The sequence below is a fragment of the Mitsuaria sp. 7 genome (assembly GCF_001653795.1).
Lineage (GTDB): Bacteria > Pseudomonadota > Gammaproteobacteria > Burkholderiales > Burkholderiaceae_C > Roseateles.
This window is the reverse complement of sequence record NZ_CP011514.1, coordinates 5025046-5037693: the sequence shown is the minus strand read 5'-3', so window position 1 is coordinate 5037693 and position 12648 is coordinate 5025046. Positions and strand designations below refer to the sequence as shown.

Genomic DNA, 12648 nt, shown 5'->3' with positions numbered 1-12648 from the left:
CGTTGGAGTTACGGCGTGATTACATTGGAACCAGTGTTCGGCGAAGCACCACGCTGAGGCGCGGCATTGGGTCAGCTCCGCGGTCTCCTCCTCTGAAAAACGGGGTCGGGAGCCACCGGAACGGAGCTGACCCAATTCCGCTTTTCATATCCTCAAATTGGAAACCGTCATGAACCAACCCGTCATGGAAGGCTTGCGCCTGAACGTACCGGCCTACGTCAAACACCAGCGCCTCGTCGCCTGGGTCGCCGAGATCGCCGCCCTCACCGAGGCCAAGGAGGTCTACTGGTGCGACGGCAGCCAGGCCGAGTACGACCGCCTGTGCCAGCAGCTCGTGGACGCCGGCACCTTCCAGAAGCTGAACCCGGCCAAGCGCCCGGGCAGCTACCTCGCGTGGAGCGATCCGACCGACGTCGCACGCGTCGAGGACCGGACCTTCATCTGCACGAAGAACAAGCTCGACGCCGGTCCGACCAACAACTGGATGGAACCGGCCGAGATGCGCGCCCTGCTGCAGCAAGGCGACCAGGCCCTGTTCCGCGGCGCCATGCGCGGCCGCACGCTGTACGTCGTGCCGTTCTCGATGGGCCCGATCGGCTCGCCGATCGCCCACATCGGCGTCGAGCTGTCCGACAGCCCCTACGTCGCCGTGAACATGCGCATCATGACCCGCATGGGTCGCGCGGTCCTGGACACGCTGGGTGACAACGGCGAGTTCGTCCCCTGCGTGCACACCGTCGGCGCTCCGCTCGAAGCCGGCCAGGCCGACGTCAAGTGGCCTTGCAACAAGACCAAGTACATCGTCCATTACCCCGAGACCCGCGAGATCTGGTCGTACGGCTCCGGCTACGGCGGCAATGCGCTGCTGGGCAAGAAGTGCTTCGCGCTGCGCATCGCCTCCACCATGGGCCGCGACCAGGGCTGGCTGGCAGAACACATGCTCGTGCTGGGCGTGACCTCGCCCGGAGGCAAGAAGCACCACGTGGCCGCCGCCTTCCCCAGCGCCTGCGGCAAGACCAACTTCGCGATGCTGATCCCGCCCGCCGGCTTCGAAGGCTGGAAGGTCACCACCATCGGCGACGACATCGCCTGGATCAAGCCCGGCAAGGACGGCCGCCTCTACGCGATCAACCCGGAAGCCGGCTACTTCGGCGTCGCCCCGGGCACGAACGAGAAGACCAACCCGAACTGCATGGCCAGCCTGGACAAGGACGTCATCTTCACCAACGTCGCGCTGACCGATGACGGCGACGTCTGGTGGGAAGGCATGACCGACACGGCCCCGGCCCATCTGGTCGACTGGCAAGGCAAGGACTGGACCCCGGCGATCGCCAAGGAGACCGGCGCCAAGGCCGCTCATCCGAACGCCCGCTTCACCGTGGCCGCGACCAACAACCCGGCGCTGGATGCCGAGTGGGACAACCCCGCCGGTGTGGCCATCGACGCGTTCATCTTCGGCGGCCGCCGCTCGACGACCGTGCCGCTGGTGACCGAGGCCCGCGACTGGACCGAAGGCGTCTACATGGCCGCGACCATGGGCTCCGAGACCACCGCCGCGGCCGCCGGCCAGCAGGGCGTCGTGCGCCGCGACCCGTTCGCGATGCTGCCCTTCATGGGCTACAACATGGCGGACTACTTCCAGCACTGGCTGACGCTGGGCGCCAAGCTCGCCCAGTCCGGCGCCAAGCTGCCGGCGATCTTCTGCGTCAACTGGTTCCGCAAGGGCGCCGACGGCAAGTTCGTCTGGCCCGGCTATGGCGAGAACATGCGCGTGCTGAAGTGGATGCTCGAGCGCGTCGACGGCCAGGGTCAGGGCGTGGAGCACGCCTTCGGCACCAGCCCGCGCTACGAGGACCTGAACTGGCAAGGCCTGGCCTTCACGCCGGAACAGTACAAGGCCGTCACCCACATCTCGAACGAGGACTGGGCGACGGAGCTGAAGCTCCACGACGAGCTGTTCGTCCAGCTGGCCCAAGGCCTGCCGGCGGAACTGCCCGCCACCAAGGCCAAGATCGAGCAGCGCCTGGCCCAGGCCTGATCGTTCCTCCCGATTCCACCCGGCGACCGCCTCGAAAGAGGCGGGTCCGGGGGAGCCTGAAAAGGCAAAGCCCGCTCGAAGTGATTCGAAGCGGGCTTTTCTTTTGCTCGGTCTGGTGCGACGTTCAATGAGAGCCTGCGCTCACATCACGATGTCTGCAGACTTCGCGGCCGGGCCCATACGGCGCCCGGCGGGTTCGGCTGCTCAGCCGTTCAACCGTTCATTCAGCCGTTGCGGCGGGCGTTCGCGGCGCGCAGCTCAGCGGCGAAGGAGGGCATGCTCTCTTCGTACTGGGCGGCGAGGGCCAGGATCTCGCGCTCGGCGCGGGCCATCTTGGCGGACTCGATGCGGGCCTTGACGTTCGTGATCGTGCGGGCCCAGACGCGGGCGCCGATCGTGGCGAACGTGCCGCCGCGACGCACCGTGCGGCTCAGGGGAAGACCGAAGGTTTGGGTAGCGACGCTCATGGCGATTTCCTTTGATTGGCTTGTTTGGGTCGGCTCTGTAGAACCGATGGACCGAACTATAGGGTTTGCCCTAGGCATGCCGCCAATGAAAGATGGGCATTGAATGTATGAATGCTGTGCATATCATTGGGCGCATCGCGTCCAAGCCGTGACGCTCGTCACGCTGCCCACCCCGGAGTGCCAAGGAATGCGCAAGCCATGGCCCCCGATGACCTCCTCGGGGGCCCCCATCGGACCGTTGCGTGGTGGCGATTCCCGTGCATTTCCCGTGAAAAAGTGCCTTCCATGAGCTTCCGGAACCTCGATCTGAACCTGCTGAAGGTGTTCGACGCCGTCATGGCCGAGCGCTCCATGACCCGCGCCGCGGAGCGCCTGTCGATGACGCAACCGGCCGTGAGCCATGCGCTGAAGCGGCTGCGCGAGGCGCTCGGCGAGGACCTGTTCGTGCGCCAGGCCTTCGGCATGAAACCGACGTCCCGGGCGGAAGGGCTCTGGCCGGAAGTCCGGTCGGCGCTGACGCGACTGCGGGTGGCGCTGGATCCGGGCGACTATCAGCCGACGTCCGAGGAATACACCTTCCGCCTGGCGATGGCCGACGCGACGGCCGCGCTGATCCTGCCGCCGCTGATGCAGCAGCTGGAGCAGATGCGCGCCCTGGCCAATGTCCATGTGCTGCCGCTCACCACGCGCGATCCGCGCCAGCTGCTGGAGCAGGGGGAGGCGGACTTCGCGCTCGGCTACTTCCCGAACGCCGTCGCCGCGCTGAAGGGGCAGGGCGACATGGCGGCGATCCGGCAGCAGCGGCTCTACGACTCGTACTACGTCTGCGTGATGCGCCGCGGCCATCCGCTGGCCGACCAGGAGCTGACGCTCGACGTCTTCTGTCAGGCGCATCACCTGCTGGTGAGCTTCTCGGGCCGGCCCTATGGCTTCGTCGATGAGGCGCTGGCCGCGCTCAAGCGCAGCCGCCGCATCGCGCTGACCGTCAACCAGTTCTTCACCGCCGGTCGCGTGGTGGCGCATTCCGACCTGCTGACCGTGCTGCCGCAGTCCTTCATCACCGCCACCGGCTACCAGGACGCGCTGATCTACCGCCCGCTGCCGATGCCCCTGTCGCCGGTGCACGTGGACGTGCTCTGGCACCTGCGCAACGAGGACCGCAGCGCCCAGCGCTGGCTGCGCGAACGGCTGATCGACGCGGTGCGTCCGCCGTCGGCCGGCGCGGTTGCCAACATGCCCATCGCCACGCCCGCCGACGTGAGCGGCGACAATCGCGCCCCATGAGCATTGCCCACGACCTTTCCGACGCCGAGTTCGACGAACTCGACGAACTCCTCGCCCTCACCCCCGAGCCGCTCGAAGCGCTGGACGCCTCGATGCTGGACGGCTACCTCGCCGGCGTGCTGGTGCAGCCACGCCTGATCCCGATCGAGGAATGGCTGCCGCCCATCTTCGACTACGAAGGCCGCGCGCTCCCCGACGACATCGACCCCGCCTGGCTGGCCCGCATCCGCGGACTGGTGGAGCGCCGCTTCGCCTCGCTGAACCAGAGCATGCTGGAGCAGGGCTGGTTCTACCCGGTGGTGCTGGACCTCGACGCCGAAGAAGAAGGCGGCGAAGACGGCGAGGCGAAGACTGAAGCCGCGACTGAGGCTTCCGCCGAACCCGCAGCAGAAGCGGTCGCCGATGAGCCTGTCGATCCGGACGCGCCGCAACTCCCCGAAGATCCGATCACCCGCTCGTTGCTGCCGTGGGTCGGCGGTTTCGAATATGCCGCGGTGACCTTCCCCGATCTGCACGAGCAGGCCGACGACAACATCAACGCGCTGTTGGCGCGCCTGTATCGCCACCTGCCGGCCGAGACGCCGGAAGAGGTGGAGATCGTCAAGCTGCTGGAGGAGGAGCATCCGCTCAAGAACATCGACGAGGCCATCGAGGACCTGATCCTGACCGTCGTCGACTTGCAGGAGGCGACGGAGCAGCAGCGCTATCACGTCGAGCAGGTGCGTCGCGATGCGCCCAAGCTGGGCCGCAACGATCCGTGCCACTGCGGTTCGGGCAAGAAGTTCAAGAACTGCCACGGCGCGGCCTGATCGCCGCTGGTCGATGTTGATCGTCGCGCCACTCACTAGGCGCGGCGAAGACGATGAAGACCCACGACGCCGGCCTTAGCGCCGGCGTTTTTCATGGTCAGCCGCCGGGCGCGAAGTCCGTGACCGTCACGGCCCGGACCGCTGCGTCCAGCAGCGCGACATCGCCGCCGAGCAGGCGGCTGGCCTCGCGCGCGGCGCCGAGCACGGCGCGGCAGGCGCCCAGCATCGTCTCCGGCGGCGACAGCCGCACGCGCGGTCCGGAAACCGCGATCGCGCCCTGCAGGCGCCCGTCGATCGCGAACACCGGCGCGGCGACCGATGCGGTGTCCGGTTCGCGCTCGCCGTAGGAGGCGGCCCATCCGCGCTCACGGATGGCGGCGACGCCTTCGCTCTGGTCGCTCGAGAACGCGCACAGCACCTTGCCCGACGCGCCCTGATGCAGTGCGTACTGCTGTCCCACCGCCACCGCCGCGCGCACGGAGCGCGCCGGTTCCCAGCGATAGAGCGCGATCCGCGCCTGACCGTGCCTGACGTAGAAGGACGCGGTCTCGCCGGTGTCCGTGCTGAGCTGCTTGAGCAGCGATTCCATGATCGGCCCGACATGGAACGAGCGCTGGTAGATCGTCGCGAGGCGCAACGGCGCGGGGCCGATCGCGTACTGCCCATCCGCCAGCCGGCGTACGAAGCCGCCGTGCTCCAGCGCGGCCAGCAGCCGCAGCACGGTGCTTTTGTAGAGGCCGGTGCGCCGCGACAGCTCGGCCAGCGACAGGGCGTCGTCGTCTTGGCCGAACGCGCCCAGCAGCGCGAACGCACGGTCGAGCACGGCGACGCCGCTGGATTCGGCGGATTCGGCTGTCGCCTCGCAGTTGTCGGAAGGTGCGCTGTCTGTTTCGGCCACGGGTAATCCCTCGCCTCGGGCATTGCGGAGACGTCCTACAGTTCTATCAAACAAACCATCGTTCTGCTAGATAGAACAAACACGGAGACGCGACATGACGCAGTTCCTGATCCGAGGCGCCGCCTTCACCCTGATCGCCGCGGCGAGCGCGGGCATGACCGCCATCGCCGCCCAGGCCGCCGACGCGGCGTTCCCGACCCAGCCCATCAAGCTGATCGTCCCGTTCCCGCCGGGCGGCGGCACGGACATCGTGTCGCGTCTGATCCTGGAGAAGGTGCGCGAGGACACCGGCTGGACCTTCGTGCCGGACAACAAGGCCGGCGCGGGCGGCAACATCGGCTTGGACGCCGTCGCCAAGAGCAAGGCCGACGGCTACACGCTCGGCATGGGCCAGACCGCCAACCTGGCGATCAACCCGACGCTCTATCCCAGGATGCCCTACGACGCGGCCAAGGCATTCACCCCGGTCGCGCTGGTCGCGGGCCAACCGGTCGTGCTGGTGGTCTCGTCGTCGTCGAGCTTCAAGACGGTCGCCGACCTGGTCGCCGCCGCCAAGGCAAAACCTGGCACCTTGACGATGGCCTCCGCCGGCAACGGCACGGTGGGCCACCTGACGGGGGAGCTGTTCTCGAAGCAGGCCGCCATCCAGGTGACCCACATCCCCTACAAGGGCGCCGGACCCGCGGCGACCGACCTGCTCGGCGGACAGGTCGACTACTACTTCGCGACACCGCAGACGGTGGTGCCCTTCATCAAGGCGGGCAGGCTGCGCGCGCTGGCCATCAGTTCCGCCGCGCGGTTGCCGGTGCTGCCCGACGTCCCCACCGTGGCGGAGAGCGGCTTCAAGGGCTTCGACACCTCGGACTGGAAGATGATCGTCGCGCCCGCCGGCACGCCCGCGGCGGTCGTGACCCGGATGAACGCGCAGGTGCAGAAGGCGCTGTCGAAGGCGGCCACGATCGGGCAGCTGCAGTCCGAGGGCAGCGTGCCGATGGCTGGAACGCCGCAGCAGGCCGCACAGTTCCTGGCGCGTGAGCAGAAGCGCTGGGGCGACGTGGTGCGCAGCGGCAACGTCAAGGTCGACTGAGCGCGCGACGGAGACTCGCATGAGCCAATCCCCGCTCCGCGGCGTCCGGGTCCTCGACCTGACCAACGTGCTGGCCGGCCCGTTCGCGTGCCACCAGCTGGCGCACCTGGGCGCCGACGTCATCAAGGTCGAGGCGCGCGAGACCGGCGATCTCGCCCGCCAGCTCGGCGCCGACACGGCGCTGAACCAGGCGCACATGGGCGTGTCCTTCCTGGCGCAGAACCCGGGCAAGCGCTCGATCACCATCGATCTCAAACGACCCGCCGGCAAGGCGGTCTTCCGCAAGCTGGTGGCGACGGCGGACGTCGTCGTCGAGAACTTCCGGCCCGGCGTGATGCAGCGGCTGGGCGTCGGTTTCGACGAACTGCGGCAGGTGAATCCGCGGCTGATCTATTGCGCGATCTCGGGCTTCGGCCAGGACGGCCCGCTGCGCGACCTGCCCGCCTACGACCAGATCATCCAGGGCATGTCCGGGATGATGAGCATCACCGGCGGTCCGGACACCGCGCCTTTCCGTGTCGGTCATCCGGTGGCGGACACGATCGGTGGCCTGACGGCGGCCATGGCGATCGCCGCGGCGCTGGCCGACAAGGAGCGCGCGGAGGTCACGTTCATCGATGTGTCGATGCTCGAGGCGGCGATGGCGACGATGGGATGGGCGGTGTCCAACCTGCTCGTCGCGGGCCGCGAGCCGCAGCCGATGGGCAACGACAACGTGACGGCCAGTCCTTCGGGCACCTTCCGCACGGGGCAGGGCCTGCTCAACATCGCGGCGAACAAGCAGGAGCAGTTCGAGGCCGTGTGCGACACCGTCGGGCATCCGGAATGGAGGACGGATCCGCGCTTCATCGACCGCCACGCGCGGTTGAAGCACCGCGCCGAGCTCAAGCACCTGCTGGAAGCCGCGATGAGCGATCGCTCCGCCGCGGACTGGTGGCAGCGTTTCAACGACGCCGGGGTGCCGGCGGGGCCGGTGTACTCGGTGAAGGAGGCGCTCGCCCATCCGCAGGTCGCCGATCGCGGGATGGTCGCCAACTTCGAGAACGTGCCCGGCGTCGGGCGCGACGTCCGCGTGCTGCGCACCGGCTTCAAGTTGAACGGCCAGGCGCCGTCCGTGTCGACGCCGCCGCCGCGGCTGGGTCAGGACACCGAGGCGATCCTCGAAGAACTGGGTTACGGCGCCGCCGAGCGCGCCGCGTTGAAAGAGGAGAAGGCCGTATGAGCGCCGACGACAAGGACAGCGACCGCGCGCCCTCGGGCGCCGGGCCGGTGCACGATCAACGCGTCCCGGACTGGTGGCGCACCTCGATCATCGAGATGTCGCCGGGCGTCATCCGCTACGGCGGCCACGCGATCCAGGATCTGATCGGCCAGGTGAGCTTCGCGCAGATGATCTGGCTGATGACGCGCGGCGAGCTGCCCGGCTCGGAGCAGGCCAAGCTGCTGGACGTGGCGCTGATGGCCGCCGTCGACCACGGCCCGCAGGCGCCGAGCATCGCCATCGCGCGCATGGCCGCGACCTGCGGCGTCGGGCTCAACAACGCGATGGCGTCGGCGATCAACGTGCTCGGCGACGTGCACGGCGGCGCGGGCGAGCAATGCGTGGAGATGCTGCAGTCGATCGCCATGCGCATGGACGCTGGCGCTTCGCTGGAGGAGGCGACCGCCGCGGGCCTGGACGAGGCGATCGAGCTGCGCGGCAAGTTCGTCTCGGGCTTCGGACATCGCTTCCATCCGGTGGACCCGCGCGCGCCGCGGCTGCTGGAGCTGGTCGACGAGGCGGCCCAACTGGGCGTCGTGTCCGGCCGCTTCGCGACCATCGGTCGTGCCGTGGAAGCGGAACTTCAGCGGCGCAAGGACGGTCGTCGCATCCCGATGAACATCGACGGCGCGACGGCCGTCATCTACGCCGAGCTCGGCTTCCCGGCGCCACTGGCGCGGGGGCTGTTCTGCATCTCGCGCTCGGTGGGCATCCTGGCGCATGCCTGGGAGCAGACGAAGCAGGGCGGCCGCAACAAGGGTCCGATGCCGCGCGAGTACCTGTGGACCTACGACGGTCCGCCGGCCAGGCGCTGAGACGCGCCCGTCGGCTCGCGCTGAAGCGCCGGTTCAGACCTCGATGACGAGTTCCGGCCGGTAGTCCTCCTGTTCGCCCTTGTTGGCGTAGCCCAGCGGATTCGCCACGACGCGGCAGTGGTGCGGCACTTCGCCGCGCGGACCGGAGGCCGACTCGACGACATAGTCGTGGGCGCAATGCAGGTGGCCGTGCAGCCACAGGTCCGCATACGGCAACAGGTCGTCGAGCGAATTGCAGAAGCCCGCCGTGCCCGGCGTCAGGCCGTATCGCGGATCCGCGCTGCGCAGGCTGGGCGCGTAATGGGTCACCGCCACCGTCTTCCCGTCGAAGGGACGTTCGAGTGCCTCGCGCAGCCAGGCCTGGCATTCCAGCGCGAGGTCGCGCTGACGCTCGGCCAGCATGTGCTGTCCGTCGACCAGCGTCGAGAACCGCCGCAGGTAGTGGTTCGCGGCACGGAAGGCCTTTTCGCGTGCTGCCAGTTGCTTCGTCGGCGTCGCCTCGCGCGCGGCCAGCGCGTCGAAGTCCGCCCACAGCGTGGTCCCGAGGAAGCGCACGTCGCCGATGACGATCTCCTCGCGGTCCAGCCACTCGATGCCGAGGTCCTCGCAGGTCTGGCGCAGCCGCGCGTGCGCGGTGGCGAAGTCGATGCCGTCGTACTCGTGGTTGCCCGGCACGTAAAGCACGCGCGGCCAGGGCGCGCCGTCGCGCTTCGGCGAGAAGCGGCCCAGGCCGAAGTCGTCCGTGACCAGCCGCGAGCCGGTCTGGTACGAGCCGACGTCGCCGGCCAGCACCAGCAGGTCGACGCCGGGCGTGGCCGTCGTCTGGAAGTCGGTCTGTCGCTCGAGATGGAGGTCGGAAATCAGTTGCAGGCGCACGGCGGATCAGCGGCAGGGCGGATGACGGAAAGCGCGATTGTCCAACGTCAAGGACGAAGCAACCTGCGGCCCGCCGGCGGCTTTCCGGAAGCGGCCCTGTGCCACACTGATCCGAGGCCGGATGTCGGCCGTCAGAGAGGGACATCACGATGAAGATCCTCGTCGCCGTCGACGGCAGCACGTACTCGAAACGCATGTTGGCCTATCTCTCCGCCCACGACGAGTGGCTGGGCGGGGCGCACGATTACACGGTGGTCCACGTGGTGCCCGGCGTGCCGCCGCGCGCGGCCGCGGTGCTCGACAAGGCCGTGCTCGCCGAGTACTACCAGGACGAGGCCGAGAAGGTCCTCAAGCCGATCCGCACGTTCATGGACAAGCGCGGCATCCAGGCGCAGTACGTCGTCAAGATCGGCCATGCGTCCGACGCGATCACGGCCCTCGCCGGGAAGGGGCGCTTCGATCTGCTGATGATGGGCTCGCACGGCCACACGGCGCTGGGCAAGCTGGTGCTGGGTTCGGTTGCCACGAAGGTCATGGCCCACAGCGAGGTGCCGGTGCTGCTGATCCGCTGATCCGCAACCCCGCGAATGCAAAAGGCGCCCGCAGGGGGCGCCTTGTCGCTTCAGCCGCGTCGCGCGGCCATCCAGGACAGGGGCGACTCGATCGAGGCCGGCGGTGCGGACTCGGACTCGAGCCCGTAGTCGCTGCGCCGGAAGTCCTCGTACTCGCTGTCGTCGCCGAAGCTGGCTTCCATCCCGAATGCGGTGCCCATGTCGGCAGGTTCCGGCTCGTGGGTGCCGGTCGACTGGCGACGGAAAAGGCTGAGGGCGGAGGAGATTCGCATGATGGACCTCGTCGGAAAGCACGGGGTGTGACCGTTGCGCGGTGACGATGCCGCCCCGCGCCGTGAAGCACAGTTTGCTCGCCTTTGTCTTCAGGCAAATCCCCAGATCGCGGGTGTGCTGGAATCGCGTTCACAAATACACACAGACTGGCGCGTGCCCACCACAGGTGCGGCGAAATAACCACGTGCCCCACTTAGGTGTGATGCCCCCCTTATTCAGGGGTGACTATGCTCCGGGACTTCCCTAGTTCGTGGAAGCCATTGCTTTCTCATGTCTCCACTGATTCACAAATCGATGACCTGGGCGATCGTCAGCAGCGTCGTGCTGACTTCCGCGTGGCTGGCCAACTCCGTGCAGGACAAGCACGAGCGCGGCGGATTCCGGATGCGTCTGGCCGAACAGGGCGACTCGCCCGCGTCGGCCGCGCCGGCCGTCGTCCCGGCGCATCTGCAGGCACAAGCCAAGACCCAGGTCCAGGTCGCCTCCATCAAGCGCTGATCAACGCGTCCCGGGCCCCCCGGGCCAGCGCTTCTCCGATCTGGTCCAGCAACGCCGGAGGCGCCCCGCCTTCCGGCGCTGCCGCTTTTCCGACGCCCGACGCGGACTCGCCGCCCAGCTTCCACTGGTGCCAGTACAGGGCGACGGCCACCTGCACCTCCGGGCGCAGCGCCACCAGTTCCCCGCTCGCGAGGAGCGGCCGGACCTGCAGTTCCGGCGCGACGCCGACCCCCCAGCCCATCCGCACCGCATTGACGTAGCCCTCGCTGGACGGCACGTAGCGGGCGTTGAGCCTCGCGGAACGCAGCCCCATCGCCTGGCGGACCCATTGCTGCTGGGCGTCGTCCTTGCGGTTGAACACGAGGAAGGGCACCTGCGCGAAGTTGGCCGCGCCCAGTCCGTCGGGCAGCGCCCGCGCAATGAACTCGGGACTCGCGACGGCGACGTAGCGCATCACGCCCAGCGGCTGGGCGATACACCCGCGCAAGGCCTGCGGCACGGTCGTGACGCAGCCCAGCACTTCGCCCTGGCGCAGCCAGTCGTGGGTGAAGTCCTGGTCGTCGACGACCAGCTCCAGCCCGAAGCCCTCCCGCATCCCGCGCTGCACCAGCGGGTCGAGCGCCGGGAGCACCCAGGTCGCCAGGCTGTCGGCGTTGACCGCGATCGGCAGCCGCTCCGCCTGCGCCGCCTGCACCCCGAGTTCCCGGACGACGTCGGAGCGCAAGGCCGCCAGCTGGCGGGCGTACCGCAGCAACCGCTTGCCGGGCTCGGTGAGCCGCAGCGGTCGGGAGCGCACGACCAGCAACTGCCCGACCTGCGCTTCCAGGCTGCGCAGCCGCTGCGACACCGCACTCTGCGTGATGGCCAGCGTCTCCGCGGCCCGTTCGAAGCTGCGTTCGTCAGCCAGCGCGGCCAGACAGTCCAGGCCGGCGGCGTCCAGGTCTTTCATAAGCGTCTCTAATGGATTCGCTGAGATATTAATCCTGCTTCATGAAAGCGGAAGTGCTCCCGACAATCCGCCGAGCCGCCCCGCCGGGCGGATGGCAACGCTCGCCCCGACACCTCCTCTCATCCCGCTTCAGCCGAACTCCTGATGTCATCCCCCAGCGCAGCCCTGTTGCAAGGCTGGCTCACCGGAGCCGGCCTCATCGTCGCCATCGGCGCGCAGAACGCGCTGGTGCTGCGGCAGGGCCTGATGCGTCAGCACGTGGCGCCGGTGGTGGTGGTGTGCGCGCTCTCGGACATGCTGCTGATCTGGCTGGGCGTGTTCGGACTTGGCCGGCTGATCGCCGCGAGCCCGCTGCTGATGGAAGTCTTCCGCTGGGGCGGTGCCGCCTTCCTGCTGGCCTACGGCGCGAAGGCGGCGCTGCGCGCGCTGTCGCCCCAGGGCGGCCTGCAGGCGCAGGCGGGCAGCGCCTCGCTCACGACCGTGCTGGGCAGCACGCTGGCGATGACGTATCTGAACCCCCATGTCTACCTGGACACGGTGGTGCTGCTGGGCACCGTCGGCGCGCAGCAGCCGGCGGGCCACCAATTGCCGTTCGCGGCGGGCGCCTCGGTGGCGTCCTGGATGTGGTTCTCGCTGCTGGGCTTCGGCGCGGCGGCGGTGGCGCCGTCGTTGCGCCGGCCGGCGGTCTGGCGCAGCATCGATGCCTTGATCGCCCTCGTGATGGCCGTGCTGGGACTGCAGCTGATCCTGCGCCCGCTGGCCTGAACCCTGCATGTCCACCGCTGAACCGCAGCAGAACCACAAGTTCACCTGGAGCTCTC

General features: G+C 68.6%; 14 protein-coding genes. 9 read left to right on the top strand and 5 right to left on the bottom strand.

The window, feature by feature from the left end:
- Positions 1 to 169 precede the first annotated feature (169 nt).
- Positions 170 to 2038 carry a phosphoenolpyruvate carboxykinase (GTP) gene (locus ABE85_RS22190; RefSeq protein WP_067279869.1) on the top strand — a complete coding sequence of 623 codons (1869 nt, stop codon included), beginning with the start codon at positions 170 to 172 and terminating at the stop codon, positions 2036 to 2038.
- Positions 2039 to 2262: 224 nt separating this feature from the next.
- Here ABE85_RS22190 and ABE85_RS22185 read toward each other — a convergent pair whose 3' ends face one another.
- A complete protein-coding gene (locus tag ABE85_RS22185; RefSeq protein WP_067279865.1) occupies positions 2263 to 2505 on the bottom strand; it encodes a hypothetical protein in 243 nt (80 codons plus the stop codon).
- A 285-nt stretch (positions 2506 to 2790) separates the two neighbouring features.
- Here ABE85_RS22185 and ABE85_RS22180 point away from each other — a divergent pair, with 285 nt between their 5' ends.
- On the top strand, positions 2791 to 3789 hold the full coding sequence (locus ABE85_RS22180; protein WP_067279861.1) for a LysR family transcriptional regulator: 999 nt from the start codon (positions 2791 to 2793) through the stop codon (positions 3787 to 3789).
- On the top strand, positions 3786 to 4598 hold the full coding sequence (locus ABE85_RS22175; RefSeq protein WP_067279858.1) for a UPF0149 family protein: 813 nt from the start codon (positions 3786 to 3788) through the stop codon (positions 4596 to 4598). Before ABE85_RS22180 ends, ABE85_RS22175 begins: the two co-directional genes overlap by 4 nt.
- A 97-nt stretch (positions 4599 to 4695) precedes the next feature.
- On the opposite strand, the gene ABE85_RS22170 is transcribed toward ABE85_RS22175, so the two are convergent.
- The gene (locus tag ABE85_RS22170; RefSeq protein ID WP_067279855.1) at positions 4696 to 5496 is read right to left on the bottom strand and encodes an IclR family transcriptional regulator; all 801 of its coding nucleotides are present in this window, start codon (positions 5494 to 5496) and stop codon (positions 4696 to 4698) included.
- A 94-nt stretch (positions 5497 to 5590) separates the two neighbouring features.
- On the opposite strand from ABE85_RS22170, the gene ABE85_RS22165 reads away from it, so the two are divergent.
- From ABE85_RS22165 to ABE85_RS22155, 3 genes are read left to right on the top strand one after another with little or no spacing between them, the layout of a single operon-like run.
- Entirely contained in the window at positions 5591 to 6583 is a 993-nt protein-coding gene (locus tag ABE85_RS22165) for a tripartite tricarboxylate transporter substrate binding protein (protein WP_067279852.1), read from the top strand.
- Between the two features lie 19 nt (positions 6584 to 6602).
- Entirely contained in the window at positions 6603 to 7805 is a 1203-nt protein-coding gene (locus ABE85_RS22160) for a CaiB/BaiF CoA-transferase family protein (protein WP_067279849.1), read from the top strand.
- Positions 7802 to 8659 carry a citryl-CoA lyase gene (locus ABE85_RS22155; RefSeq protein WP_067279847.1) on the top strand — a complete coding sequence of 286 codons (858 nt, stop codon included), beginning with the start codon at positions 7802 to 7804 and terminating at the stop codon, positions 8657 to 8659. Before ABE85_RS22160 ends, ABE85_RS22155 begins: the two co-directional genes overlap by 4 nt.
- A gap of 33 nt (positions 8660 to 8692) precedes the next feature.
- Here the strand turns inward: ABE85_RS22155 and ABE85_RS22150 are convergent, their stop codons facing one another.
- On the bottom strand, positions 8693 to 9535 hold the full coding sequence (locus tag ABE85_RS22150; RefSeq protein ID WP_067279844.1) for a metallophosphoesterase: 843 nt from the start codon (positions 9533 to 9535) through the stop codon (positions 8693 to 8695).
- 149 nt (positions 9536 to 9684) lie between these two features.
- Here ABE85_RS22150 and ABE85_RS22145 point away from each other — a divergent pair, with 149 nt between their 5' ends.
- Entirely contained in the window at positions 9685 to 10107 is a 423-nt protein-coding gene (locus ABE85_RS22145) for a universal stress protein (RefSeq protein WP_067279842.1), read from the top strand.
- Positions 10108 to 10157: 50 nt separating this feature from the next.
- Here the strand turns inward: ABE85_RS22145 and ABE85_RS22140 are convergent, their stop codons facing one another.
- Complete coding sequence (locus tag ABE85_RS22140; RefSeq protein WP_067279839.1) at positions 10158 to 10379, bottom strand: hypothetical protein; 222 nt, start codon at positions 10377 to 10379, stop codon at positions 10158 to 10160.
- 271 nt (positions 10380 to 10650) lie between these two features.
- Here ABE85_RS22140 and ABE85_RS22135 point away from each other — a divergent pair, with 271 nt between their 5' ends.
- Positions 10651 to 10878: a hypothetical protein gene (locus ABE85_RS22135; RefSeq protein WP_157522776.1), complete on the top strand. Its 228-nt coding sequence runs from the start codon at positions 10651 to 10653 to the stop codon at positions 10876 to 10878.
- Here ABE85_RS22135 and ABE85_RS22130 read toward each other — a convergent pair.
- Positions 10868 to 11827 (bottom strand): LysR family transcriptional regulator ArgP, encoded by a 960-nt coding sequence (locus ABE85_RS22130; protein ID WP_067279833.1) that lies wholly within the window; start codon positions 11825 to 11827, stop codon positions 10868 to 10870. The two genes, ABE85_RS22135 and ABE85_RS22130, sit on opposite strands and share 11 nt — an antisense overlap.
- 144 nt (positions 11828 to 11971) lie before the next feature.
- Here ABE85_RS22130 and ABE85_RS22125 point away from each other — a divergent pair, with 144 nt between their 5' ends.
- On the top strand, positions 11972 to 12592 hold the full coding sequence (locus tag ABE85_RS22125; protein WP_067279830.1) for a LysE/ArgO family amino acid transporter: 621 nt from the start codon (positions 11972 to 11974) through the stop codon (positions 12590 to 12592).
- Positions 12593 to 12648: the final 56 nt, after the last annotated feature.

Coding starts and splice junctions, on each gene's coding strand:
- ABE85_RS22190 (WP_067279869.1), top strand. CDS start 170: ATGAACCAACCCGTCATGGAAGGCTTGCGCCTGAACGTACCGGCCTAC.
- ABE85_RS22185 (WP_067279865.1), bottom strand. CDS start 2,505: ATGAGCGTCGCTACCCAAACCTTCGGTCTTCCCCTGAGCCGCACGGTG.
- ABE85_RS22180 (WP_067279861.1), top strand. CDS start 2,791: ATGAGCTTCCGGAACCTCGATCTGAACCTGCTGAAGGTGTTCGACGCC.
- ABE85_RS22175 (WP_067279858.1), top strand. CDS start 3,786: ATGAGCATTGCCCACGACCTTTCCGACGCCGAGTTCGACGAACTCGAC.
- ABE85_RS22165 (WP_067279852.1), top strand. CDS start 5,591: ATGACGCAGTTCCTGATCCGAGGCGCCGCCTTCACCCTGATCGCCGCG.
- ABE85_RS22160 (WP_067279849.1), top strand. CDS start 6,603: ATGAGCCAATCCCCGCTCCGCGGCGTCCGGGTCCTCGACCTGACCAAC.
- ABE85_RS22155 (WP_067279847.1), top strand. CDS start 7,802: ATGAGCGCCGACGACAAGGACAGCGACCGCGCGCCCTCGGGCGCCGGG.
- ABE85_RS22145 (WP_067279842.1), top strand. CDS start 9,685: ATGAAGATCCTCGTCGCCGTCGACGGCAGCACGTACTCGAAACGCATG.
- ABE85_RS22140 (WP_067279839.1), bottom strand. CDS start 10,379: ATGCGAATCTCCTCCGCCCTCAGCCTTTTCCGTCGCCAGTCGACCGGC.
- ABE85_RS22135 (WP_157522776.1), top strand. CDS start 10,651: ATGTCTCCACTGATTCACAAATCGATGACCTGGGCGATCGTCAGCAGC.
- ABE85_RS22130 (WP_067279833.1), bottom strand. CDS start 11,827: ATGAAAGACCTGGACGCCGCCGGCCTGGACTGTCTGGCCGCGCTGGCT.
- ABE85_RS22125 (WP_067279830.1), top strand. CDS start 11,972: ATGTCATCCCCCAGCGCAGCCCTGTTGCAAGGCTGGCTCACCGGAGCC.